The 25,258-nt window shown below is 54.2% G+C and carries 22 protein-coding genes and 1 tRNA gene; 13 read left to right on the forward strand and 10 right to left on the reverse strand.

Annotation, left to right across the window (positions count from 1 at the left end; translation table 11 throughout):
* Positions 1 to 22: 22 nt before the first annotated feature.
* From D9A02_RS01445 to D9A02_RS01460, 4 genes are all read right to left on the reverse strand, one after another.
* Positions 23 to 943 (reverse strand): ABC transporter permease, encoded by a 921-nt coding sequence (locus D9A02_RS01445; protein ID WP_120499205.1) that lies wholly within the window; start codon positions 941 to 943, stop codon positions 23 to 25.
* Entirely contained in the window at positions 943 to 2,025 is a 1,083-nt protein-coding gene (locus tag D9A02_RS01450) for an ABC transporter permease (protein ID WP_120499206.1), read from the reverse strand. The genes D9A02_RS01445 and D9A02_RS01450 overlap by 1 nt, the downstream gene beginning before the upstream one ends.
* Complete coding sequence (locus D9A02_RS01455; protein ID WP_120499207.1) at positions 2,012 to 3,535, reverse strand: ABC transporter ATP-binding protein; 1,524 nt, start codon at positions 3,533 to 3,535, stop codon at positions 2,012 to 2,014. The genes D9A02_RS01450 and D9A02_RS01455 overlap by 14 nt, the downstream gene beginning before the upstream one ends.
* A 551-nt stretch (positions 3,536 to 4,086) precedes the next feature.
* Positions 4,087 to 4,455 (reverse strand): helix-turn-helix domain-containing protein, encoded by a 369-nt coding sequence (locus D9A02_RS01460; RefSeq protein WP_120499208.1) that lies wholly within the window; start codon positions 4,453 to 4,455, stop codon positions 4,087 to 4,089.
* Positions 4,456 to 4,547: 92 nt separating this feature from the next.
* Between D9A02_RS01460 and D9A02_RS01465 the strand changes: the two genes are divergently transcribed.
* Both D9A02_RS01465 and dnaE read left to right on the forward strand, forming a co-directional pair.
* The gene (locus D9A02_RS01465; protein ID WP_120499209.1) at positions 4,548 to 5,318 is read left to right on the forward strand and encodes a nuclear transport factor 2 family protein; all 771 of its coding nucleotides are present in this window, start codon (positions 4,548 to 4,550) and stop codon (positions 5,316 to 5,318) included.
* 108 nt (positions 5,319 to 5,426) lie between these two features.
* A complete protein-coding gene (gene dnaE / locus D9A02_RS01470; RefSeq protein WP_120499210.1) occupies positions 5,427 to 8,927 on the forward strand; it encodes a DNA polymerase III subunit alpha in 3,501 nt (1,166 codons plus the stop codon).
* Positions 8,928 to 9,108: 181 nt separating this feature from the next.
* Here the strand turns inward: dnaE and D9A02_RS01475 are convergent, their stop codons facing one another.
* The gene (locus D9A02_RS01475) at positions 9,109 to 9,690 is read right to left on the reverse strand and encodes a hypothetical protein (RefSeq protein ID WP_120499211.1); all 582 of its coding nucleotides are present in this window, start codon (positions 9,688 to 9,690) and stop codon (positions 9,109 to 9,111) included.
* A 177-nt stretch (positions 9,691 to 9,867) separates the two neighbouring features.
* Between D9A02_RS01475 and D9A02_RS01480 the strand changes: the two genes are divergently transcribed.
* The gene (locus tag D9A02_RS01480; protein WP_120499212.1) at positions 9,868 to 10,500 is read left to right on the forward strand and encodes a hypothetical protein; all 633 of its coding nucleotides are present in this window, start codon (positions 9,868 to 9,870) and stop codon (positions 10,498 to 10,500) included.
* A gap of 6 nt (positions 10,501 to 10,506) precedes the next feature.
* On the opposite strand, the gene D9A02_RS01485 is transcribed toward D9A02_RS01480, so the two are convergent.
* Positions 10,507 to 10,701: a SlyX family protein gene (locus tag D9A02_RS01485; protein ID WP_120499213.1), complete on the reverse strand. Its 195-nt coding sequence runs from the start codon at positions 10,699 to 10,701 to the stop codon at positions 10,507 to 10,509.
* 112 nt (positions 10,702 to 10,813) lie between these two features.
* On the opposite strand from D9A02_RS01485, the gene hisS reads away from it, so the two are divergent.
* The 4 genes from hisS (at position 10,814) to D9A02_RS01505 (ending at position 15,303) form a co-directional block, all read left to right on the forward strand.
* Entirely contained in the window at positions 10,814 to 12,304 is a 1,491-nt protein-coding gene (gene hisS, locus D9A02_RS01490; RefSeq protein ID WP_120499214.1) for a histidine--tRNA ligase, read from the forward strand.
* Positions 12,301 to 13,386 (forward strand): ATP phosphoribosyltransferase regulatory subunit, encoded by a 1,086-nt coding sequence (locus D9A02_RS01495; RefSeq protein WP_120499215.1) that lies wholly within the window; start codon positions 12,301 to 12,303, stop codon positions 13,384 to 13,386. The genes hisS and D9A02_RS01495 overlap by 4 nt, the downstream gene beginning before the upstream one ends.
* A complete protein-coding gene (gene hisG, locus D9A02_RS01500) occupies positions 13,383 to 14,075 on the forward strand; it encodes an ATP phosphoribosyltransferase (RefSeq protein ID WP_120499216.1) in 693 nt (230 codons plus the stop codon). Before D9A02_RS01495 ends, hisG begins: the two co-directional genes overlap by 4 nt.
* Before the next feature lie 121 nt (positions 14,076 to 14,196).
* Entirely contained in the window at positions 14,197 to 15,303 is a 1,107-nt protein-coding gene (locus D9A02_RS01505) for a cis-3-hydroxy-L-proline dehydratase (RefSeq protein ID WP_120499217.1), read from the forward strand.
* Positions 15,304 to 15,579: 276 nt separating this feature from the next.
* Here D9A02_RS01505 and D9A02_RS01510 read toward each other — a convergent pair whose 3' ends face one another.
* Entirely contained in the window at positions 15,580 to 16,236 is a 657-nt protein-coding gene (locus D9A02_RS01510; RefSeq protein ID WP_120499218.1) for a GntR family transcriptional regulator, read from the reverse strand.
* A gap of 169 nt (positions 16,237 to 16,405) precedes the next feature.
* Here D9A02_RS01510 and D9A02_RS01515 point away from each other — a divergent pair, with 169 nt between their 5' ends.
* A complete protein-coding gene (locus tag D9A02_RS01515; RefSeq protein WP_120499219.1) occupies positions 16,406 to 17,848 on the forward strand; it encodes an NCS1 family nucleobase:cation symporter-1 in 1,443 nt (480 codons plus the stop codon).
* A 461-nt stretch (positions 17,849 to 18,309) separates the two neighbouring features.
* Positions 18,310 to 19,563, forward strand: a complete 1,254-nt coding sequence (locus D9A02_RS01520; RefSeq protein ID WP_120499220.1) for a DNA polymerase IV — start codon at positions 18,310 to 18,312, stop codon at positions 19,561 to 19,563.
* A 2-nt stretch (positions 19,564 to 19,565) separates the two neighbouring features.
* Here the strand turns inward: D9A02_RS01520 and D9A02_RS01525 are convergent, their stop codons facing one another.
* A complete protein-coding gene (locus tag D9A02_RS01525) occupies positions 19,566 to 20,429 on the reverse strand; it encodes an N-formylglutamate amidohydrolase (protein ID WP_120499221.1) in 864 nt (287 codons plus the stop codon).
* 146 nt (positions 20,430 to 20,575) lie between these two features.
* On the opposite strand from D9A02_RS01525, the gene D9A02_RS01530 reads away from it, so the two are divergent.
* A tRNA-Val gene (locus D9A02_RS01530) sits at positions 20,576 to 20,650 on the forward strand.
* Between the two features lie 79 nt (positions 20,651 to 20,729).
* Positions 20,730 to 20,855, forward strand: a complete 126-nt coding sequence (ykgO, locus tag D9A02_RS01535) for a type B 50S ribosomal protein L36 (RefSeq protein ID WP_085807663.1) — start codon at positions 20,730 to 20,732, stop codon at positions 20,853 to 20,855.
* A gap of 64 nt (positions 20,856 to 20,919) precedes the next feature.
* Here the strand turns inward: ykgO and D9A02_RS01540 are convergent, their stop codons facing one another.
* Positions 20,920 to 22,257, reverse strand: coding sequence for an amidase (locus D9A02_RS01540; RefSeq protein ID WP_120499222.1), 1,338 nt, complete (start codon positions 22,255 to 22,257; stop codon positions 20,920 to 20,922).
* A 182-nt stretch (positions 22,258 to 22,439) separates the two neighbouring features.
* Between D9A02_RS01540 and D9A02_RS01545 the strand changes: the two genes are divergently transcribed.
* Both D9A02_RS01545 and D9A02_RS01550 read left to right on the forward strand, forming a co-directional pair.
* The gene (locus D9A02_RS01545) at positions 22,440 to 23,690 is read left to right on the forward strand and encodes an FAD-binding oxidoreductase (protein WP_120499253.1); all 1,251 of its coding nucleotides are present in this window, start codon (positions 22,440 to 22,442) and stop codon (positions 23,688 to 23,690) included.
* 88 nt (positions 23,691 to 23,778) lie between these two features.
* Positions 23,779 to 24,105, forward strand: coding sequence for a DUF3775 domain-containing protein (locus D9A02_RS01550; RefSeq protein ID WP_120499223.1), 327 nt, complete (start codon positions 23,779 to 23,781; stop codon positions 24,103 to 24,105).
* A gap of 215 nt (positions 24,106 to 24,320) precedes the next feature.
* Here the strand turns inward: D9A02_RS01550 and D9A02_RS01555 are convergent, their stop codons facing one another.
* A complete protein-coding gene (locus tag D9A02_RS01555; protein WP_120499224.1) occupies positions 24,321 to 25,202 on the reverse strand; it encodes an HNH endonuclease in 882 nt (293 codons plus the stop codon).
* Positions 25,203 to 25,258 lie beyond the last annotated feature (56 nt).

A 25,258-nucleotide genomic window follows, 5' to 3' on the forward strand; every position in this document is an offset into this window, starting at 1 on the left:
CCTGTTGGTTGGCAGCATGCCCTTAAGATGAGGCATGGAATATTTTCCCCAGTGAAGCTGGGGCTTTGTTTTTGTCTGATGACATGATGACCAGTACGACGATGGTGATCAAGTAGGGCGACATTGCGAGATACTCAACCGGAATGGCAACACCGGCGGCCTGCAGGTTCAACTGCAAAACTGTGACCCCGCCAAACAACCAAGCCCCCAGCAATACGCGCCCGGCGCGCCAAGAGGCAAAGACCACCAGCGCCAGCGCGATCCAGCCCGCACCCGCGGTCATACCTTCGGTCCATTGTGGGACGCGTACAAGGCTGATGTAGGCCCCGCCAAGACCGGCGCAGGCACCACCAAACATGATGGCCAGAACACGTACACGTGTCACCTTGTAGCCCAACGCATGGGCGGCTTCGTGGTTTTCTCCTACCGCGCGCAAAATCAACCCGGCACGGGTGTATTTCAACACTGCCCAAACAGCTGCGACCAGCAATAAGCCGAGGTAAATCATGATGTCATGGGCTGACAGTATCGTCCCGATCACCGGCAAGTCAGACAGGAACGGCAGGTCCAGCTTTGGCATGCTCGGCGGTTTGATCCCGACATAACCCTGCCCCAAAAGAGAGCTAAGCCCTAATCCAAACAGTGTCAGCGCCAGACCACTGGCAACCTGATTGGCCAGCGCATATTGCGTCAGCACGGCAAACAGCAAGGATAGCGCCGCACCACCCACGGCAGCAGCCAAAAATCCCAGCATCGGCGATCCGGTCTGCACGGCTGCAATAAATCCGCAAATCGCCCCGGTGATCATCATTCCCTCAACGCCCAGATTCAGCACGCCAGAACGCTCGGTCACCAGCTCTCCGATGGCGGCGTAAATCACCGGCGTGGCGGCGACCATCAATGACGCCAGCAACAGGACCGGATTGATTGAAGACAGATCCATCACGATACCTCCGCTCGGGTCAGGCGCAGGCGATAGTTGGCCATCAGATCAACCGCCAGCAGGAAAAACAGCATCATGCCCTGAAACATCTGAATGGCCGCGGCTGGCAGGTTCATATTGGCCTGCGCGATTTCGCCACCAATATAAGTCAGCGCCATCAACAACCCGGCCAGCAATATGCCCACGGGATGCAACCGGCCCAAAAAGGCAACGATAATTGCGGTAAAGCCATAGCCAACATTGAAATCAATGCTGATCTGACCAGCGGGACCTGCCGCCTCATAAAGGCCCGCAAGCCCGGCCAATGCGCCCGAGGCACCAAGGCAGAAAATCGTCAAACGACTTGGGTTCACCCCGGAGAAACGCGCCGCGCGTGGGGCTTGGCCCAGCAGGCGGATGTTGAAGCCCAAAATGTGTCGGTTAAGCAGGATATAGGCGCAGATCACCGCCAACAGGGCCGTTACACCACCCCAATGCAGGCCAGATCCGGCAAACAGCTCGGCATTATGCGCAGATTCGTATTGTTGCAGGCTACGACTTCCGGGAAATCCATGACCTTCGGGGTTGCGCAAAGGGCCCAGCGACATCGCCGCCAGCAGCTTTTCCGCCACATAGACCAGCATCAACGAGACCAGAATTTCATTGGTTCCAAAGCGCACTTTCAGCAGGGCCGGGATCATGGCCCAGGCCCAACCGCCTAACGCACCCGCCATGATCATCAGCGGAAAGATGTACCAGGCCTCCAACGGGTAGAATGCCAACCCGACACCCGCGCCACATAAGGCCCCGATAATATATTGCCCCTCGGCCCCAATGTTCCAGATCCCGGCACGAAACCCAAGGCTCAGCCCGATGGCGATCAAAATCAACGGCCCGGCTTTGATCAACAACTGCGGGCGGTAATAAAATGCAAATTCACCAAACAGTGGATCCCAGAAAATGGTGCGAATCACCTCAAACGGGTCCTTGCCCAACAGTGCAAACATCGCACCACCAGCAACCATGGTGATAAGCACGGCCAATACCGGTGCCAGCGCGGCCCATTCCTTGGATGGCTGTGCGCGTTTCTCAAGTTTCAGCATGCGTTGCCTCCATCCCGTGCGCCCCACCCATCATCAGGCCGATCTGTTCCATATTCAGGGTTTCAGTTTCACGAATATCCGACAAGCACCCTTCGTTAAGGGCGGCAAAATGGTCTGAAATCTCGATCAATTCATCTAGATCTTGACTGATGCAAAGAATGGCGACGCCTTCGGCTGCCAGATCCAACAAAGACTGCCGGATCGAAGCTGCAGCAGCGGCATCAACGCCCCAGGTTGGCTGGTTCACGACAAGAACGCGAGGGCGCTGCAGCACCTCACGACCAATTACAAACTTCTGCAGGTTGCCACCAGACAAGGCGCGGGCGGCTGTTTCGGTGCCTGGTGTGCGCACGTCAAAGCCATCGATCACTGATTGCGCAAACGCGCGCGCTGCACTCCATTTTATAAACCCGCGGTTGGTTAGGCTTTCCCGTTCTGCTCCGGTTAAAAGGGCATTTTCCGTCAGGCTCATATCAGGGGCGGCCGCATGGCCCAGTCGTTCTTCAGGCGCTGTAAGAACACCCATTTTTCGTCGCGCAGCCGGGGCCAGTTGCCCAATCGCCGTGCCCTCAAAAACAATCGCGCCGGGTGTAGTGCGCATTTCACCCGACAGGGCCGCCAGCAGTTCATCTTGACCGTTGCCAGCCACGCCGCCGATGCCCAGAATTTCCCCGGCATGCAGATTCAGTGAGATATCACGTAGCGCCGTACCAAATTCATTGGGTGAGGGGGCTGATAGCTGGTCAATCTTTAACGCCATGGCACCCAGCTCATGGCGGCTGCGCTCAGGGGTTTGAAAAGACGAACCGACCATCAATTCAGCCATCTCGCGCGCACTGCTTTCGGCTGGTACGCAGCTTCCTACATTGCGCCCGCGCCGCAGTACCGTCGCGTGTTGGCACAGCTCGCGAATTTCATCCAGCTTGTGCGAAATGTATAAAATCCCCACGCCCTGTGCCGTTAGTTTGCGCAACGTATCAAATAGGATCGTCACCTCTTGCGGGGTCAAAACGCTGGTGGGTTCGTCCATGATCAGCAGTCTGGGATCCTGCAACAGGCAGCGAATGATCTCGACCCTCTGGCGTTCGCCCGCAGACAAATCACCGACAATATGATCAGGCTGTAAAGGCAATCCATAGGTCTCGCTGACAGCGCGGATCTGTTCGGATAAGTCGTGCATAGGCGGTGGGTTTTCCATCCCAAGGGCGATGTTTTCTGCCACGCTCATCGCATCAAACAATGAAAAATGCTGGAATACCATCGCGACACCAGCGGTGCGCGCCGCATGCGGGTTTGTCGGTGCGAAAGCCTGCCCCATAAACTGCATTGATCCGCTGTCTGGCTTGACCAGACCATATATCATTTTGACCAGTGTTGATTTGCCAGCCCCGTTTTCGCCCAGCAAAGCATGTACTTCACCGGTGTTTAGGGTCATTGACACGGAATCATTCGCGACGACGCCGGGATAGGCTTTTGTCAGCTCAGATATGGTCAATAAGGTTTCTGTCATGAACTACCTCTCCCCAAAGGCGTTTTTTGTCCAGATCTTTGATCCGATATTTTTATCTGCAATCCACACCCTAGCAGCTATTTGCAGGGGCCGCATAGTCGGTTTTTAGATGCGGTGCCGCTCGCGACCTGAGTGTCCTATTCGTGAGCGTCCCGTTGTCGTATTTGTCAGTTTCCTGACGTGACCGCGGTCAGTATTATCCGTGAGTGGATTGGATGACCGTAAGCGCAAGTTTAGGGAGCGACAGCCGTATCGAGCAATAGTACTGATCCGAAACAGTTCAGGGGTTGGCGAAATGGGTGTTTTGGGTTGTGGGCGCGTTTGATTTTTAAAGCACTGATTATTAATATTTTTACTGAAATGAAATTATAAGTATGGCGCCGTTTATCAAATTTAATGCGAAAGAGCTTCTCTCGCTGGCTTCAACTGTGCCGACGTTCAGCACCCGAATCCCCTTGAAATTTTTGCTTCAAACATGATCTGCGGTCAGGCGCAGGCAAGCTGCTCCAGTCCGGTAATTCCATAATGCTCACACGCAGTGGTGCCTGACCCTACGCCGCATCATGAATCTTGCGTGACTGTTGGACAGCATCATGATTTTGCATGGCCCAAGCGGCCAGTGGCTTCATTAGCGCCGTCAGTTCTTGTCCCATATCGGTCAGCTCATAATGCACCGCGACAGGCGGCCCGGGGTCAACGGTACGCGTCAGATATCCATCGCGCTCAAGGCTGCGCAGGTTCTCGGTCAGAACCCGCTGCGTGATGTCACCGATGGTGCGTTTGAGTGCGCCAAACCTCAGCGACCCATCCTCAAGCGCAAACAACAGCAATAGCTGCCACTTGCCGGTGACTTTCGACAAAACCTGCCGAACCGGACATTGTTCTGCCTGCTCTTTTGTCAGGGCGGTTACTGGAAGCATACTATGTTCCTAAATGGTGTGTAATTGATACTTGGTATTAAATTGATACTTGTGTGTCATCAAATTTTCAACCTGATTCGAAGGATCAAAAAATGACACCTCAGGAACTTGTCCTAAACACCATCGCGGCCCTCTTTGTGGATTATGATGCAGAGGCCGCCAAAGAATTACTTGCGCACGACTACATTCAACACAATGTTGCCGTACCAACCGGCGCCGATCCGATCTTGGGGTTCATTCCCGCGCTAAAAGACAGTGGCATCGCGGTAACCACACATCGCGTCATCAACGAAGGCGACTTGGTCGTCCTGCACAACACTTATGACAATGCGCAGCTTTTCGGCGCTAATGCATTCGTGGCCTTTGATGTCTTTCGCGTCGAAAATGGCAAAGTGGCTGAACATTGGGACAACCTGCAAATTCCCGTCACAGAAACCGCCTCGGGTCGCTCTATGACCGATGGCCCGACTGAAGTGACCGACCTGGACAAGACGGCCGAAAACAAGGCGCTGGTTCAGGCGTTTGTGGCCGATGTTTTGCACGGTGCCGCGCCTGAAAAGATCACTGACTACATCTCGACCGAAACGTATCACCAGCATAATCCCATGGTTGCTGATGGGCTTGAGGGGTTGGGCGCTGCATTGCAGGAAATGGCCGAAGCAGGCCAGGATATGCGGTATTCCGATACGCCGATTGTTGTGGCCGAAGGCAACTTTGTTTTCACCGCCTCCGAGGGGGTGCTTGGGGATACCCCAACCGCATTCTTTGACTTGTTTCGTGTCGAGGACGGCAAAATCGTAGAGCACTGGGATACTATGTCCGGAATCCCGGACGAGATGCCACACGACAACGGAAAGTTTTGATAACCAAAAAGGGAACGGCGGCAATCATGCTGCCGTTTCCGGTACGGCAACGGTGGAAAGTTGCGACAACGGGTTTTACCCCTTAGCGGGCCGGGCTAAGGTGCGGCCATGACCAATTTTCCACGATTCATCCACCTGCGCGTTCACACCGAATACTCCCTGCTCGAAGGGGCGATGCGGATGAAAAAGCTGCCCGGCCTTTGCGCCGATATGGGCATGCCCGCCATTGCGGTGACCGATACCAACAATATGTTTTCAGCGCTGGAATTTTCTGTGTCCACACAGGGCGCTGGGCTGCAGCCGATCATGGGCTGCCAGATGAGCCTGGCCTATGTCGCGGCAGCCACCGGGGAACGCCCGACACCACCTGCGCCCATCGTTTTGCTGGCTCAGAATGAACAGGGTTATGAAAACCTGATGAAGCTGAACTCTTGCCTGTATTTGCGTGGCAGTGATCAGCTCCCACACATCACGCTGGATGAGCTCGAGCAATACGGAAGTGATTTGATATGTCTGACCGGCGGTCCCGATGGGCCATTGGGGCGGCTTTTGCGCAATGGTCAACATCCTGCGGCTGAAACCCTGATGCGTCGATTTGCGTCTACCTTTGGTGACCGGCTTTATGCCGAGCTGCAGCGCCACCCCGAAGAGGGCGGATTGCCCGAGGCGGAAAAACTGTCAGAGCGCGGCACGATTGAACTGGCCTATGCCATGGAAATCCCACTGGTGGCCACCAATGACGTGTATTTCCCCAAGGCCGATATGTTCGAGGCGCACGATGCCATGCTTTGCGTCGCCGAAGGCGCGTATGTGGATCAGTCCGAGCCGCGCCGCCGGTTAACCGCACAGCACTATTTTAAATCACCACAGGAAATGGCCACGCTGTTTGCCGACCTGCCCGAGGCGATAGAAAACACCGTTGAAATTGCGCAGCGCTGTGCCTTTGGTACGTATCGACGTGACCCGATCCTGCCCAAATTTGCGGATGATGAAGTCGACGAACTGCGTCGTCAGGCGCAAGAGGGGCTCAAAGCACGGTTGGCCGTGATCCCCCACGCTGCCAGCGTGGAAGAATACGAAGCACGGCTAGAGTTCGAGCTTGGCATTATTGAGGGCATGGGCTTCCCCGGCTACTTCCTGATCGTTGCGGACTTTATCAAATGGGCCAAGGATGAAGACATTCCCGTTGGACCGGGCCGGGGTTCGGGCGCGGGCTCACTGGTGGCCTACGCCCTGACCGTCACCGACCTTGATCCACTGCGTTACAGTCTGCTGTTTGAACGATTCCTGAACCCCGAACGGGTTTCGATGCCTGACTTCGATATCGACTTTTGTATGGACCGCCGCGAAGAGGTGATCCAATACGTGCAGGAAAAATATGGCCGCGACAAAGTGGGTCAAATCATCACCTTTGGCGCGCTTTTATCCAAGGCCGCCGTGCGTGACATCGGCCGCGTGTTGCAGATGCCCTATGGACAGGTCGATCGCCTATCCAAGATGATCCCGGTAGAGGGGGTCAAACCTGTCAGCATCGAAAAAGCGCTGGAGCAAGAAGAGCGCCTTCGCACCGAGGCGAAGTCAGAAGAAGTTGTCGACCGCCTGCTAAAATACGGGATGAAAGTCGAAGGCCTGCTCAGAAACGCCTCCACCCACGCCGCTGGTGTGGTCATTGGCGATCGTCCCTTGGATGCGTTGGTGCCGCTTTACCGAGATCCGCGCTCGGATATGCCGGCCACCCAGTTCAATATGAAATGGGTTGAACAGGCTGGATTGGTCAAGTTTGACTTCTTGGGGCTGAAAACCCTGACCGTGATTGAAAATGCCATCAAACAGATCCGCGCGGGTGGGCGGCAGCTCCACGAATCTGCGGATGGTTCAATCATCTACGAGCCGAAAGAGGGCGCCGCCAATGACATCGGGCATATCCCCCTTGATGATGAGCTGACCTACAAGCTCTATGCCTCGGCCAAAACCGTCGCCGTGTTCCAGGTTGAAAGTGCGGGCATGATGGATGCGCTCAAGCGCATGAAACCGACCTGTATTGAAGACATCGTTGCCCTTGTGGCGCTGTATCGCCCCGGCCCGATGGAAAACATCCCGACCTACTGCGAGGTGAAAAACGGGCTCAAGGAACGCGAGTCGGTGCACCCGTTGATCGACCATATCTTGGAAGAAACCCAAGGCATCATCGTTTATCAGGAACAGGTGATGCAAATCGCGCAGGTCATGGCGGGGTATTCGCTGGGCGGCGCTGACCTGCTGCGCCGTGCGATGGGTAAAAAGATTAAAGAGGCAATGGACGCCGAACGCCCGAAATTCGAAAAGGGCGCGGCTGAAAACGGCGTTGAAAAGAAAAAGGCCTCTGAGGTTTTCGACCTTCTGGAAAAATTCGCCAACTACGGATTTAACAAATCCCACGCTGCTGCCTATGCCGTGGTTAGCTATCAAACTGCATGGTTAAAAGCGAACCACCCGGTTGAATTTATGGCCGGGGTGATGAACTGCGATATGCACCTGACTGATAAGTTGGCGGTTTATTTCGAAGAGGTTAAAAAGCAACTAGACCTGCCCTATGCGCCGCCTTGCGTGAACCGGTCCGAGGCCACTTTTGTCGTGCGCGACGGCACGCTGCATTATGCGCTGGGCGCGCTGAAAAACGTCGGTGTCGAAGCGATGCGCTTGATCACCGATGCGCGCGAAGACAGCCCCTTTGTCACGCTGTTCGATTTTGCCCGCCGGGTGGACCTCAAACGTGTTGGCAAACGTCCCTTGGAAATGCTGGCCCGCGCCGGGGCGTTCGACCAACTTGACCGTAACCGCCGCCGGGTGTTCGACAGCATCGAGGCGCTGACCAACTATTCGGCCGCTGTGCATGAGCAGCGCAATTCTAATCAGGTTTCGCTCTTTGGTGAGGCGGGCGACGACCTACCCGAGCCACGCCTGATGTCGATGGACGACTGGCTGCCTGCTGAACGCCTGACCGAAGAGTTCCGCGCCATCGGATTTTACCTTTCAGGGCATCCGCTGGATGATTATCTAGCCACTTTGAAACGCCAAAGAGTCAAAACATTGGACGAGGTAGTACGCCATGTTGAACACTCTCCTGATATCGTGAAAATCGCTGGCGTTGTTGCTGGTCGGCAAGAACGTAAATCCGCCCGTGGTAACCGCTTTGCCTTTGCCCAGCTTAGTGACACCACTGGCGGCTATGAGGTGACACTGTTTTCTGAGGCATTGGAAAAATCCCGCGACTTTCTGGAAACCGGTGCGCTGGTTGTTCTGACAGTCGAGGCGGCGATGGAAAGCGATCAGCTCAAACTGCTGGGCCGCTCGGTTGCGCCGATCGATGACGTTGTTGCGGGGGCAGGCACCGCCGGCCTGAAAATCCTCATCGATGATGCCGCAGCCGTGTCTTCCGTTGCCTCGGTTTTGGAAGGCGCTGCCAAATCAGTCAAAAGCGGCGGCCGCGGCCCGGTCCAGTTCTGTCTGCTTGACCCCACCCTTCCCGGAGAGGTCGAGATCGACACAGGACGGGAATATCCGGTCAATCCACAAATCAAAGGAGCGATTAAAAGCCTCGCTGGAGTGATGGCGGTTGAGGAATTTTAGGAGGGCAGGGCCCGACCGCGGGTGGGCATCGTAACGTTCTGTAAACTGCGCTTTATCGTGCAAAACACATCCCACACCGCGCTATCTTCATCCTTTGCAAGAGAGCCCGCCCATGGGGTGGTCGGGCCCTGCCCGGCGTCGCTACGCTCCTTGATGCCGAGCGGGATAAGTACTGTAAGATTTACTCGGTATCGAAGCGTCTGGCGGACTTCGGAAACACCCCCAGTTTGGTCCCTTTGCCGACGACGACAATCTTATCACTCGCTTTGAATTTACCGCCAAATTCCGCCGAAAAATTACAAAGCTCATTGTGTACGAAAGGTAAGCGTTCAAGGGTGATCGGGTTCGAGCAACTTCGGTTGCGCCGTTTTTCGAATTTGGTAACTGTATAGGTTACCTCAGTGTTGCCCCCCACAATGACAGCCCCCAACATCGGGAGACCTAGCGCTACGATAGTGAAGCCAATGTAATAACCGAAGAACGGTGCGAACAAGTATGTAAGGCCTTTGACGAACTTGCTTTTGTTCTGGCCCCTGATCTTCATGCCTTTGATCGTAAGCCAAAGCAGCAAAACAGAAAAACCGCACGCAAATCCCATTGCAATAATCCGCGTTTGGCTCAACCAATCTGGCGATGCAAGGAACTGGTGCCCGAATTTCTGGGCGATAGCCGGGCAACACCCTAGGATAAAAAGGAAACCAAAAGAGTATCCCAGCCATTTGGGTAAAGTCTTGCTCGGGGGTATAGATATATTCTCGCTCATGGCCAGCTAGGTGCAATGAGAGTTTGTTTTAATTGTGGCAATCTATGGTAGAGTGACTCCTTTTTTTGAGGGATATTCCAGCAACCTCCAGCCGGAATCCATCCCCGGCAAACACCCCCCCATAGACCTGACACCCCGTTTTCGTGTAAAGCCTCACCAACCTATAAGGGGAATCTTTTGAAGCTGCCGTTTTTCATTCTGGTCTCGATGTCTCTGGTCGCCTGTAGTGAACCGATCAGCGATATGCCGCGTTTTGCCTCGGAAGACGTGGCCGAGGGTGCGCCGCTGCTAGAAATTGCGCCTAAAGCCAGCAAAAATACCCCACCGCTCGCGGCACTTTCTGGCCCGGTCCCGTTTGGCAAAGTGGTTAAGAACTGCAGCGTCAGCCGTAAGCAATTGGGCAAGGCGGTGGAAAAGCACCCTGAGAAGTCACCAAAATACCGGCTATACGATAGCAAACCGGGTTCAACCGGTCTGCGCACGTTTTACCTGACTGGTTTTGGCGACGGTTGTGCGCGGCAATTTACGGCGGCGCTGGCGGTGTTTGGATCTGTTACCATGCATGAACAGATCCGCTATGGATTGCCCGCCGACGTGCACCCTTACAGCGACACCGACAAAGCTTATGATCGACTGAAATCCAAAGCTTGCGGCGTGCCCAAGCGCAAACCTTGTGGCAAAAAGGTCAAACGGTTAGAGCGCGGTACTGTTTTCCTGAGTATTTATGAACGCTTTGGCGGCAATGCGCGTTGGAATAATGTTCTCTTACACAATGGCCGGGTTGCCGCACAGGACCGCAAGGGCGTCTGAACAGCCTCACCAGTGTGGCGGGCGTTCATTTCCCAGTACAATCTGACTGCCCTCATCGGCCTCACGCCCGGCCTCGCGCTCCATCAACAACTGGACCCTCCGCGTCAGCATTGCGATCTCGGTCTGTTGGCGGGCCACTTCCTGTGACAGTTCATCAACCGTGTGGGTCAGATGGGCGATATGTTCTTCAACGGTGCTCATGTGTGACGGATTAATGAAACAAGGGATCACACGCAACAGTGCACCTTGCTCCTGTGGTCCCCATCGGCTACATCCCGCCTCAAGTTTTCAGAGCGCTGAAGGACCACCCAAAATGGCCAAGATCAAAAAGCAGCCCCGGCCCAAGGCGGAAACGCCCAAGGGTTTTCGTGATTACTTCGGAACCGAGGTAACCGAGCGTACGCAGATGCTGCGTGCGATTGCTGAGGTCTATCATCGTTATGGATTCGAAGCATTGGAATCGAGTGCCGTGGAAACGGTCGAGGCGCTGGGCAAGTTCCTGCCCGATGTTGACCGGCCCAACGAGGGTGTCTTTGCTTGGCAAGAAGCCGATGACGAAGACAAAGGCGACTGGATGGCGCTGCGCTATGATCTGACCGCGCCTTTGGCCCGCGTTTACGCCCAGTACCGCAACGATCTGCCAACTCCTTATCGCCGCTATGCGATGGGGCCGGTCTGGCGCAACGAAAAACCTGGCCCTGGCCGGTTCCGCCAGTTTTATCAATGTGATGCCGACACCGTTGGTACGGCATCAATGGCTGCGGATGCTGAGATCTGCGCGATGCTGTCTGACACGCTGGAAACCGTCGGCATTCCACGCGGTGACTATCTTGTGCGCATCAATAACCGCAAGGTTCTCAATGGCGTGCTCGAGGCGATGGGTCTCTCTGATGATGCCGCGGCGCGTGACAACGTTCTGCGCACCATCGACAAGTTCGACAAGGTCGGCACCAACGGCGTGCGCGAACTGCTGACCAAAGGACGCCTTGATACGTCTGGTGCGTTCATCGATGGCATCGGCCTCAGCAATGATCAAGCCGAGCCTGTTTTGGCCTTCCTGACCTCTCGTGCGGATGACGCGGCGGCCACGCTCAGTAACCTGCGCGCGGCTGTTGGCGCCTCAACCGTTGGCGCCGAGGGCGTGCAGGAGTTGGAAACCATTGCGACATTGATGGATGCCCAAGGCTACGGCGCGGACCGCGTTGTCATTGACCCCAGCGTTGTACGCGGTTTGGGCTATTATACCGGTCCGGTTTACGAGGCGGAATTGACCTTTGAGATCTTTGACGAAAAAGGTCGCAAACGCCAATTTGGCTCGGTCTCAGGCGGCGGGCGCTATGACGATCTGGTCAAACGCTTCACCGGTCAGTCGGTCCCGGCGACGGGTGTGTCTATCGGTGTTGATCGATTGCTGGCGGCTTTGCATGCCAAAGGCCGGATGGGTGGCGATGTGACCGGCCCTGTTGTGGTCACCGTGATGGATCGCGATCGCATGGCAGATTATCAGGCCATGGTGTCTGAGCTGCGCAATGCTGGCATCCGGGCCGAGGTGTATCTTGGCAATCCCAAGAACTTTGGTAACCAGCTAAAGTATGCCGACAAACGCAATTCCCCCATCGCCGTGATCGAAGGCGGCGATGAAAAGGCCAATGGGATTATCCAGATCAAGGATCTGATTTTGGGTGCAAAGATTGCTGAAAGCGCCACGCTAGAGGAATGGAAAGAACGTCCCAGTCAGTTCGAAGTGCCGCGCGATCAACTGGTTGCCAAGGTCAAAGAAATTCTTGACGGGCAAAACGCATGACACCCCGCGCCAGCATCCGGGCTGAAATGTACCGCCTGCGCGGTTTGTTTGAGCAGGCCGGCGCACAGCCAGTCGAAACTGAAGTCCTGCAACCCGCTGACGTGCTGCTGGATCTTTACGGCGAAGATATCCGCGCGCGCGCCTACGTGACCTCTGACGCCCTGCGTGGCGAACAGATGCTGCGTCCTGACTTCACCGTGCCCGTGGTACAGATGCACATGGAACACGGCGCAGAACCAGCGTGTTATACCTATTCGGGTGAGGTTTTTCGCCGCCAGGAAGATGATCCGGATCGTGCCAATGAATACATGCAAGTCGGGTTTGAGCTGTTCGACCGCACCAATCCGGCTGAGGCCGACGCCCGCGTCTTTGCGCTGATCTTTGATATTCTTAAGCCGATGAACCTGCGGGCCGCCACGGGTGACATCGGTATCTTGATGGCAGCTGTTGACGGATTGAACACGACCGAGCGCCGCAAACAGGCCCTGCGCCGCCACATCTGGCGCCCAAAACGATTCCGCGCGTTGATTGATCGGTTCTCGGGCAAAATCCCTGCTCCGGAAAGTCGCGTCAATTTGTTGGCTGCCAAGGACCCGATGGCCAACATTGGCCCGATGACCGGCCTGCGTTCTGTGGCTGAGATTTTTCAACGGATCAGCGCCCTCAAAGAAGATGCCGCCGCTGCGCCCATCTCAGAAAATGAAGTAGCCCTGCTTGACGCCATACTCGCCGTGCGTGAAACCAGCCCTTATGCACTGCAACGTTTACTCGACATTGCCGTCGATCTGCCCGCCATTCGCCCTGCCGTTGAGCGGCTGGAAAAACGGCTCGAAGCACTGGCTCAGAATGGCATCAATGTCGACCAACTGGACTTCGAGGCCAGCTATGGCCGCACCCAGATGGAATATTACGACGGTTTTGTCTTTGGCTTTTACGCTGAAAGCCGCCCCGATCTGCCGCCGGTGGCTTCGGGCGGTCGTTACGATGCGTTAACCCGTCAGCTGGGTCAGGGTCGCGAAATTCCCGCCGTCGGCGGCGTTATTCGCCCCGGTCTGGTCGTCAAACTGGGGGGCGTAGCATGAGCCTGAAACTCGGGGTGCCCTCCAAGGGCCGCTTGATGGAAAAGACCTTCGACTGGTTTGCCAAACGCGGCATTGAACTGGGCCGTTCCGGCTCAGACCGTGAATATGCCGGTTATGTGCAGGGTATCGACAATGTCGAACTGGTGCTGCTCTCTGCTGGTGAAATTCCGCGCGAGCTCTCTGCCGGGCGCATTCACCTTGGTGTCACCGGCACGGACCTGATCCGTGAAAAACTGGCCTTGTGGGAACAACAAGTACAGGAACTGGCCCCGCTGGGCTTTGGTCAAGCCGATCTGGTGCTGGCCGTGCCCGCCTGCTGGGTCGATGTCGGCACTATGGATGATCTCGACGCCGCCGCCGCCGCCTTTCGCGCGACCCACGGTTTCCGCCTGCGCATTGCGACCAAATACCATCGCTTGGTGCGGGACTTCCTGCGCGAAAAAGGCGTGGCCGACTACCAACTTGTCGATAGCCAAGGTGCAACCGAAGGTACGGTCAAGAACGAAACCGCCGAAGCTGTCGCCGACATCACCTCCAGTGGCGACACCCTGCGTGCCAACCATCTCAAGATTTTGGACGATGGTTTGATGCTGCGCAGTCAGGCCACCCTGTTTCGGTCGCGCAATGCAAACATGTCTCAGGCCGATTCTGAAACGCTGAAGCAACTGAAAAGCCTGCTCCAGATCTGAGGTTTACTGGCAAGTGAATGATAAACAAAACCCCCTCAAGACGATTGAGGGGGTTTCTTTGTTTGGCGAAGCATGCATGGATTGGTGAAGCGGCATCTCAAGGCAAAAAGAGGGTTCACCAGTGAAAATCGAACGCATCAATCTGTATCAGGTCAGCCTTCCCATGAAGGAAGGTGCCTATGCTTGGGCCAACCAAAGCTTTGCTGCCTTTGATAGCACCATTGTCGAAATCAAGACCGACGAAGGCGTGACCGGAGTAGGGGAGATTTGTCCCTTGGGCCCAGCCTATCTGCCAGCCTATGCCGAAGGCGCGCGCACCGGGATCGTGACAATGGCCCCCGGCCTGATTGGCAAAGATCCAACCAATATTGGCGCGATTAACCTGCTGATGGACCAACTGCTCAAAGGGCACCCCTATGTGAAGTCCGCAATTGATGTCGCCTGCTATGATATTCTGGGCAAGGTCGCAGGCCGCCCGGTGTGTGATCTTCTGGGTGGGCGTGTGCAGGATGAAGTGCGCCTGTTCAAAGTGGTGTCGCGGGCTGATCCTGAGGCCATGGCCGAACGCATCACCGCCTATCAAGAGCAGGGGTTCAATCAGTTTCAGATGAAAGTTGGCGAAAACGCCGATGTCGATATCGTTCGGATCCACAAAGTTGTCGACAAGCTGTGGGAGGGCAACCGGCTGGGCGCTGACGCGAACTGCGGCTGGCGCCAACATGATGCGGTGCGCGTCGCTTCGGCTGTGGCAGACCTCAGCTTCTATCTCGAACAACCCTGCGAAACCTATGAGGAATGCCGTGTTGTGCGTGAACACGCCCGCCAGCCGATGATTTTGGACGAATGTATGGATAGCCTGCAAATGGTGCTGCGTGGCCACCGCGAACGCGCGATGGATGCGATCAACCTCAAGATCAGCCGCATGGGTGGGCTCACCAAATCCCGCGTGATCCGCGATGTTTGCGCCAGCCTCGGCATCATCATGACGATCGAAGACACTTGGTGCGGCGAAATCGGCGATGCTGCAATCGCCCACCTGGCCCATGCCACCCCGCGCGATCTGCACTTTCAATCCTCCACCTTCCACGAATACCACACCCACGCCATCGCCGAGGGTGGCCCGGTTATCAAGGATGGCTTCATGTCTGTCTCAGATCGGCCCGGACTTGGTGTCACCCCCGATTGGGACCTGCTCGGCGCGCCGATTGCCTCTGTCGGAGCAGAATGAGTGCGGCCCTCTATTGAGAGCATTGTCCTATTCAGTATTGCTGTCGAACATGAAACTCACTGTAGCCACTTCCACCTCTAGGGGGTGGCTTCGGTGTTCAGTTTCAGCCTGTATTGGACTTTCAGTCAGCACTAGTCGAATTGGCGAATTGCGGACAAAGCTACCGTATAGAGTTTAGTCATGACGGTCAGCTCTCCCAATTTCTCCATTAAATTTCTGCGAACCATTTCTGGCTCATTTGCTTTGCAAAAGTGGCCGACTAAGCGCAAATGAATCTCAATTAATGCCCCACCAACGCAGTGTCTGCTCATAGTGGTATTGGATCGCATCGACCACGATGCCAACGTTGCAGTTTTCAATGGCATCGATGATTGCAAGATGTTCCTCCATGGCGGAAACGATCCTATCTTGCAAAAACGGACGTGCATTCTGGATGATCGCCATACGTATCCGGTTGGCATTATAAGTGGCCATAAGTTGCGAGTTATTGAGACCCTCAGCCAAGTAATTGTGCAGTGACAGGTCAACTTCAATAGCCTTCGGCGGAAGGTTCCGGGCAGAATTATTTTGGGCGGCGAGTCGCATCTCGTCGTGCTGCACTCGCAGAGCATTCAATTCCGAAAACGCATTGCCAGCGATGCGCCGTCGCGCGCCTTCTTGATCTAACACCTTCCTAAAATCTAGACAGTTCCGAATGGTTTCAGGGCGCGCTTCCATCACTTGCACACCGCGTTTCGGCAATGTGGATACCAAACCCAGTGCACTGGCCTGCTTCACCGCTTCGCGGACGGCCGCAATCGGACATTCAAGGATACCAACAAGTTGTGACATTGATAAGAACTGACCGTCCCGCAATTCTCCAGATTGAAGCGCGGACCAAAGCGCATGTTGGGCTTTTTCCGCTGATAGTATACTTTCGGTTGGTTGGCTCATTGCTACTCCGTTCGTGTTATTATCAACTGAAACCGTAAAGTGCTTATTAAAATTACTAATAGTATATTGATTAATATATCTACTAAAATGTTAGTTACAAGTTCAATTGCGTGCAAGAATTAGCAGGGAATGGGATTTCCGCCCGACTAACGGGCACAGGGAGGAAAAAATGGCTTCAATTGACGACGTGAACGTCGCGCATGGCGGAACGATGGACCCGGAAGGAAATACACTTAATCCAGCCGGTGCCGACGAAAAAACCTGGGGATGGTTCGCCATCTTCAATATCTGGGCAAACGACGTGCAGTCACTCTTCGGGTATTCCCTTGTGGCATCTCTGTTCATTTCATTTGGCGTTGGTGGATGGACGGCTTTTGCCGCTTTGATCACGGCAGGGCTTTTTGTTATGTGGATGGTCAACTTGTCAGGCGCCGCCGGTGAAAAATATGGTATCCCCTATCCGGTCTTCGCCCGCGCAAGTCTTGGAACTCAAGGCGCAAAACTCCCTGCTATTCTTCGCGCGATTGTGGCGGTGTTTTGGTACGGTGTTCAGGTCTATTTTGCATCAACGGCCGTTGCCCTTTTGATCCGTTCAATCACAGGTGCAAGTGGCGGAGAAGAAATTCTCGGCCTGACGAGCATCGATTGGATCTCCTTTCTTGTCGTCTGGGGCTTTCACATTGTCATCTTCTGGCGTGGTATGAACTGGGTCGAGACCTTTCTGAACATCGCAGGTCCCTTCGTCTATTTGGTTATGATCGGTCTTGTTATCGTCCTATGGCAGCGGTCAGACGGCCAACTCCTTTCAGCCACAGCTACGATCTTTGCCAATCCCGAAGGCACCGTATGGACTGAACTAAAAGGATTTGTCGCGATCGTAGGCACTATGGTGGCCTATTTCGCTGCTGTAATGATCAACTTCAGCGACTTCTCACGCTATGCCAAAGATAAACGGACCATGGTTATGGGCAACCTTGCGGGCTTACCGTTCAATATGATCCTGTTCTCGGCACTGGCACTTTTGACAACGGGTGGCGCGGCTGTGGTCTTTGGTGAAGAGATCATCAACCCGACCGAGATTGTCGAGCGCACAGACAGCGTCCTGCTCGGCGTCATTGCAGCGATCACATTCTTCGCCGCAACAGTTGGCATCAACCTAGTGGCAAACTTCATCCCTGCGGTAAACGGTATCGCCAATCTGGCACCTGAGAAAATTAGCTTCCGTAAAGCAGGTATGATCACATCACTGTTTGCCTTAGTAATCGGCGGTTTGTGGGTCAGCTTTATCAGCCAAGTCGGGATCGGCGGTTTTGTGAACACGCTCGGCGCGGTACTCGCACCCATCTTTGGTATCATGATCGTTGACTATTACGCGCATCGCAAAGAACAATTAAGCGAAGCTGACCTCTACAACATGGAAGGTGGCATTTATCACTATGAAAATGGCTGGAACAGCGCTGCGGTCAAGGCATTCGGTGCGGCAGCAATCTTCTCTGTCGCGACGGTTTGGGTTCCATGGTTCTCCGTCCTCTCTGGTTTTAACTGGGTAATCGGTGCACTCCTTGGCGGTATGATCTATAATGCCTTGGCAAAGGACAATGTGAGGGTCTGACATTGGCCTGACCGGTGGAGTTTTGGGCGCCACCGGTCTTACTTCTGGGTGGGTTCCAGACCATTTTATGATTTGGCAACGCCGCGGTCTGATACTTGTGTTGCTACAACGAAGACATTCACTGCGGTGCAATAGCCCATTCGATTGGGTCCAAAGCGGCCTTTCATCTCGAAGAATTCCAATGTCTGCTTTCGAGAAACATCTTTGATTTTACAACGCGCGCGATCTGCGCTTTGATGTCATTTGTTGATTGAGCGATTGATCAACCCCTATCCAAACCAGAGGTTAAGATTTGAAAACCCGACCGTTCGGCAGATGGGAGGGCATAGTTTCCGCTGCTTGAGCGGGATGGGGATGCCTTTGAAAAGGGCAGGAACGACCTGCGTGTTTCGATATCGATTTGTGTACATAATGCGCGTACATCCTGTACAACCTGTACGCAAATTGGACGTTTGGATCTTATGCCGTCGCTCTGTCGTGATTGTCTGGAAACGTTTGAAACTGCCCGGCGGTGCCCCGTCTGTGGCAGCCCCAGAATCGTGACACATGAAGAGCTGTTTGATCTCAGCATTGCCCATATGGATTGCGATGCGTTTTATGCCAGTGTTGAAAAGCGCGACAATCCTGCGCTAGCAGACAAGCCAGTGATCATTGGTGGTGGGCGTCGCGGGGTTGTGTCAACGGCTTGTTATATCGCCAGAATTCGTGGTGTACGCTCGGCCATGCCGATGTTCAAGGCGCTCAAGCTGTGCCCCGAGGCGGTGGTGCTTCCCCCCCGGATGGAGGCCTATAGCGAAGCCTCGCGCCAAATTCGCGCGATGATGGAAGAGCTTTCTCCGGCGATCGAACCGCTTTCTCTGGATGAGGCCTTCATCGACCTCACCGGCACCGCCCGCCTGCACGGCGCACCGCCTGCTGTGATGCTCGCCCACCTCATCCGCCGCATGCGAAGTGAATTGGGCCTGACAGGGTCTATCGGCTTGAGTCATAACAAGTTTTTGGCGAAAGTGGCCTCAGATCTTGATAAACCGCATGGATTTTCTGTGATCGGAAAGGCCGAGACGCCAGCCTTCCTCAAAGACAAATCCGTCAGCCTGATCTGGGGGGTTGGACGGGTCGGCGTCGCGTCGTTGAATGCAGCGGGTATCAGTACTTTCAACGACTTGCTGCGGTGGGAGCATAAAGATCTGATCGCCCGATTTGGCAGTATGGGTGACCGCCTGTGGTATCTGGCTCGGGGGCAGGACCGTCGCAGGGTATCTTCTGACGGGCCGATGAAGTCTATTTCCAGCGAAACCACCTTTTCTGAAGACACAGCAAACGCTGATATCCTTGATGGTCATATCTGGCGGTTGTCAGAAAAAGTTGCGGATCGAATAAAGGCTAAATCCATCGCAGGTCGGGTGGTGACACTCAAGCTCAAGCGTGCGGATCATTCGCAGATCAGCCGACGTATTGCCCTGCGCCACGCCACGCAGATGGCGGACAAGATTTACCAGAATGCTCGAAATCTATTGGATCAGACCGAAAACGATACAGCATACCGGCTGATTGGTGTCGGTCTTTCTGAGCTGTGTCCCGAGAGTGAGGCAGATCCTTCTGCTGATTTGCTTGATCCGCAAGCGAGTCTGCGCGCAGATGCTGAGCGGGCGACAGATAAGATCAGACAAAAGTTCGGGCGTGATTCGATCAAGAAGGGCCGCGCTTTGCGCTGATCCTACTCAGCAGCTAGTGTGCTTTCGCCTGGCTGGCCGATATCAGCAATCTCGGCCACGATGTTTTCTAACATGTGTTTGAATGCCTGAAAGTTGCCATTGGGTCGAATCAGGCGCTCATTCATATAGAGAGAGCGGTCAATCTCGATTTGTAATGCGTGGTGACCTTTTGAAGGTTGTCCGTAAGCCTGCGTGATGTAAGCCCCTGCGAAAGGAACATTGCGCGTGACAACCAGTCCGGCTTCGATAAAGGCGGCTTCGACCTGACTGACAATTTCATCGCTGGCGGTGGTACCGAACCGATCGCCCAACACGATTTCTGGTCGGCGTATGCCAGAACGGGCCAATGCATCCATGGCTTCGTGTGGCATTGAATGGCAATCAATCAAAATCGCCTCGCCAAACATCAAAAAGGCCTGATCCAATTGCCCCTTAAGGATTTCGTGATAGGGGTGCCAGTAGCCATCGATTCTCTTCTGGGCATCTGACATGCTGATTTTTCCGCGGTAAATTGCTTTCCCGTTAGCAACAACACGCGGCACCACACCAAGGCCTGAGGCCACGCGCGGATTATGTCCAATGGCCCTCACACCTTCGATCAGTGCAGGATCCAATTCATCTGGGGCACGATTGAGGTCGACAAAGGCACGTGGTGCCCCCGCCTTTACAAACGGGGCGCCATATTTGGTGGCACATTCGAAAAGCTCATCGACAAAGGCGTCCTCTGAGCTGCGCACAGAGTATTCGTTCAATTGCGTCCGGCGCAGAAATGTCCAAGGGTAATCACGGCCACTATGAGGTGAGGCAAACACAACAGATGTTGTGCGCCGTTCAGGGTAACTCAGATGATACGCGGCCTTTGGCATGTGTTCTCCTGCTAAATATTATCATAGACTGAATTTGTCGTTCTAAAAGCCCTTGATCCCTCCTCCGACTCCTTTTATAGACCCAGCACACCGGCGCGGGATTCCGCGCCCCAATTTATTGGGGCATGTCTCGTTAAGGTATTCATGGGCGATTAGCTCAGCGGTAGAGCACTTCGTTGACATCGAAGGGGTCACAAGTTCGATCCTTGTATCGCCCACCATGAATTCACTGCCGCACATCAACGTGTGGCACCCGTAACCCAGGCGCTGGCCCGCGCCGCGACAAATGAGGAGAGGACCATGAAGGTCAAAAACTCGCTTCGTTCTTTGAAGAACCGGCACCGTGATTGCCGTGTCGTGCGCCGCAAAGGCCGCGTCTACGTGATCAACAAAACACAGCCGAAGTTCAAAGCCCGTCAAGGCTAAGAACGCTTTCAGCTAGATACTAAAAAGCCCCGCTGTTCAGCGGGGTTTTTTGTTTGTGCGGTTTTTAATGCTTTGCCTGCTCGATCTGATGGGCAAACTGCAGCAAACGCGCATCAGATCCCTTTGGTCCAGTGATATGCAGCCCAACCGGCATGCCATCTGAAGAGGTGCCAAACGGAATGGAAATCGAAGGTAGCTCCAGAATAGGTGTCAGCGTAACAGTGCGCCAGTCCTCATCAATTTCGTGATCTCTTGCATCCGCATCAAACGCCAATCCTGTTGTTGTTGGCCAGATCGCAAAGTCATATCGCTCAAAAAACGCCACAACGTCCTGCCAGACGTTTCCGCGTACCGCCTGATAGGTGGCGTAATCAGTCAGATTAAATTCGGCTCCCTGTTGGCAAGCCGTGACGAAATTCTCGGCAGCCAAGGCCATATCCGGATGAAATACTGATTTTAACCCAAGCGCCGACAGTGTTCTAACCATTGGGACAAAGGGTGTGAATGGCTCGAGCGTTGGTGCGGTATCCTCAACCTGCCATCCTAAATCACGGCATAAAGCCGTGATCGGATCAAGCGCGGTGCATATGGATGGGTCTGTTTGTGTCCCAAAGGGGTTGAGGTTAATGGCGAGCCTCCCAGTGGGAAAAGGCATATTGAGGAGCCCGACTGAGGGAAGGTCTTTCCAAAATCCAAGCGCTTGTGTCTGGGAATTTCCCTGCATGACCTCAAGCATCATAGCGAGGTCTTTGACGCTTCTGGCCATCGGACCGGGAATGCTCAGCCCGTCGAAAGGGACCGGGTTGGGATGATAAGGCACTAAGCCCGAACTTGGTCTGAATCCAACGACACCGCACCATGCCGCCGGGCTGCGGAGCGACCCGCCCAGATCGGATCCATCTGCCAAGGCAACCATGTTCGCGGCCAATGCTGCCGCCGCTCCGCCCGAGCTGCCGGCAACGGTTTTATTCAGATCATGCGGATTGCGTGTGGTGCCGGAGACCAAATTGGTGGTCTGTCCGGAAAAGGCAAACTCTGGCGTGTTGGATTTACCGATGATGACCGCACCAGCCGCGCGCAGGCGGGCGACGTGCAGGGCGTCATAGTCTGGGATGTGGTGTTCGTAACTTCGTGACCCCCATGTGGTGCGCAAACCTTTGGTTTCAAACACATCCTTGATCGCAATCGGCAGGCCATGCAGCGGCCCGACAGGGCGGGCCATCCTGTCCAGTTCGTTCGCGCGATCATAGGCGGCCTGCCAATCGAGCGTGACAAAGGCATTCACATCGCTTTCAACCTTATCCACTTGCGCCTGATAGGCTGACAATGCCTCTTGCGCGCTCAACTGTCTGCTCTGAAGTCTGCCTGCCAGATCAGTGGCCGAAAGCTTGATGATGTCCATGGCATGTCTCGCTGTGAATGGTTTTGATCGTGATACCGACGTCGTTCCCCTGCGGACCTGCCAAACCCGACATGCGTTTGTCTGAAATGGAAGGATCTTAAGACCAGTTCAAATCTTCGCTTGCTGTTTGAGGAGCAAAGCCCTTAGCTGGCGCAAAGTCATGCAAAAGTAGGATGACGGCAATGAGCACGTCCTTGAAAATTATTGTTATCGGCGCAGGTATCTGCGGCCTCAGTTCGGCGATCTGGTTGCAACGGTCGGGGCATCAGGTAACCCTGATTGACCGCGAGGGGCCAGGGGCCGGTGCCTCCTATGGTAATGCGGGATTGATGGCGCAGTGGGCATTTATTCCAGTCAATACACCGGGGTTGATCAAGGACAGCATCAAATACCTCACCGATCCATCATCACCTTTGTTTATGCAATGGGATCAAGTGCCTAGGCTGACCCCGTGGCTGTGGCAATTTGTTAAGCGCGCCAATGCAAAAGATGCGCGATTCACGGCGCAGGCCCTGATTGATATCATCGCAGATGGAGGCGATCAGCATCGCGCATTGACCCACGGCACGCAGGCGCAAGAGATGATCACCAGCAGTGACTTTGCCTATGCCTACGCCTCGCGCAAGGACTTTGACAAAGACAGCTTTGGCTGGAGTATCCGGCGTGAGGCCGGGTTTGTCCCAGAGATGATAGAAGGTGCGGCAGTGCAGGAATTCGATCCGATGCTTGGGCCCTCGGTTAAATGCCTCGCGCGGCTCAAGACACAGGGGCACATCCTTGATCCTGGCGGATACATGCACGCGCTGGCGGATATATTGCGCAATGAAGGTGGGCAGGTGATGCAAGCCGAGGCCAAGGATTTTACTCTAAGCGATGGAAGGATTGTATCGGTTGAGACGGATCAGGGCAGCTTTCCTTGTGATCAGGCGGTTCTGACTTCGGGTATTTGGTCCAAGGCACTGATGAAAAAGCTGGGCTTCAAGGTGATGCTTGAAACCGAACGGGGTCACCATCTGCACCTGAAAAACCCTTCGCAAACACCGCGTTGTCCGATGATTTTGGGTAAGGGCAAGTTTGGAGTGACCCCGATGGCCACGGGCCTGCGTTGTGCGGGCACGGTTGAGTTGGGCACGCATGAGCGTGGTGCATCACGCGCGCCGTTGGAGCTGATCCGCAAGCAGATCGCTAAGGATTTTCCCAATCTCGAATATGACGCGGCAGAGGAGTGGGTTGGGTACCGTCCGTCCACACCAGACAGTCTGCCGTTGATCGGAGAGATAGGGAAAACAGGGGTTTACGCAGGGTTTGGGCATCAGCACATTGGGTTGACTGCTGGGCCCAAGACCGGCCGTTTGATTGCCGACATGATCAGCGGGCGCAAACCCAACATTGATCTTTCGCCATTTGATGCAAACCGGTTTGATCGCCGCTGATACTGGTTTTTGCTGATTTGCGTCAGATCAAAGACTGCCCCTGATTTACAGACCAATTTGTGGTAAGCTGTCAAAGGAGGAGGCTGAGATGATTGGAATCAGCACCCACAAAATCGCGCAAATTATCCTTATGTCCCGGGAACTTGACCGGGCTGAACGAGAGTTGCGCGCATTCATTGAGCGCCTGACGGTGGAAGAGCAAGTCAGTCTTGTCGCCGTGATGTGGATCGGGCGCGACAGTTTCATGCGCGATGAGCTGGAAGAAGCCAAAGCCACTGCCCGCGAAGAGGCGACAACCCCAACGGCGGATTACCTTCTGGGCACACCGCATCTGTCAGACCATCTTGAAAATGGTTTGGATGAGCTGGGGATTTCGGTGGTGCAGGACGAGGATGAATTGGTGCGCGGCGGCTGACAAAATGCGTACAGGTTGTACAGCCTGTACGCGGGTTATGTACACAAATCGGAAAGTTGTGATGCGTCGGAATGGTGGGCAGAAATTGCCCACCCTACGGCGATCGCCCTTGCGCGCGTTGGCGATGCACGGCTTGGGTAGGGGGGAGAATGCTGTTGTGAAAACAAATGGCGAATGGCCCGTTCGTACTGTCCCGGCTTTTTAAGACTTCCGATCTAAGCAATATCACAAACAAGGTCTGTAAAGGTTTGTTTTCGAGACTTGATGTATTCTACTCGAATTAGCGGACCAGTAATCTTTGAAGGTATCCGCATATAATAAGTCGTCCCATACATATTCGTTAGAAGATTAATTTCCGTATAAAGCCATCTCTTACCGTTCTCACATTGCTCGAACGCGATAGCGAAACTGATAGGCTCTTCGTTACTCCTTTTGACATAAGGCATGCTATAAAAGCCCTCATAATAGAGCTTTTCTGCATCTGTAATCCTGTCAGGATTATTAAGGACACTTTGCCCTACTTGAGCAGCAATTGCTGATTGTGGTGACGCGTCGAAAAAGAGGCCCACAGAAATTTTACTCAGTAATCTTAAAAACTGTTCAACATTGAATGGATACTCCACTCTTACTGTGTTGGCGTTGGGACAGTACTTGCGCTTAACAATATCAAGTAACTTTGCGGATTCAGATTGGCCTGGGAGCTTAACAGTAACTGGGGTTTGTGTGTTTGGCTTGAGTTTTAAAAATGGTGGCGGAATGAAAAAGGGGATCAAGTAACTTTTGGGTACATCTGTTTCTGCTAAATGGATTTTCTTTGCATGCCCATCAGACAGTTCAACTTCAATTGGTAAAAACTTTGGCTTTGCTATTGAGCGAGATTTTATGCCGAATTTAGCCCTATGAATTGCTACGATCTTTGTGACAAATGGTTCCTCAATTTCGTTATTAATAATGGTTTGGCAATTACTACAGGAAGCTCTTGGTAGTTTAATTCTGCCTGCTAGAGAATGTGGGATGACATGCTCTGTCGATAGGTGCGAACTTTCAACACCACAATAAATACATCTGTCTGCGGCACGGAGGTTTAAACTACACATTTGATGCCTAGTGATTTTAAGTTTCTTGATAGTTCTTTCATTTTATCACTTTAATT

This window comes from Roseovarius sp. EL26 (assembly GCF_900327775.1).
In the GTDB taxonomy this organism is placed as follows: domain Bacteria; phylum Pseudomonadota; class Alphaproteobacteria; order Rhodobacterales; family Rhodobacteraceae; genus Roseovarius.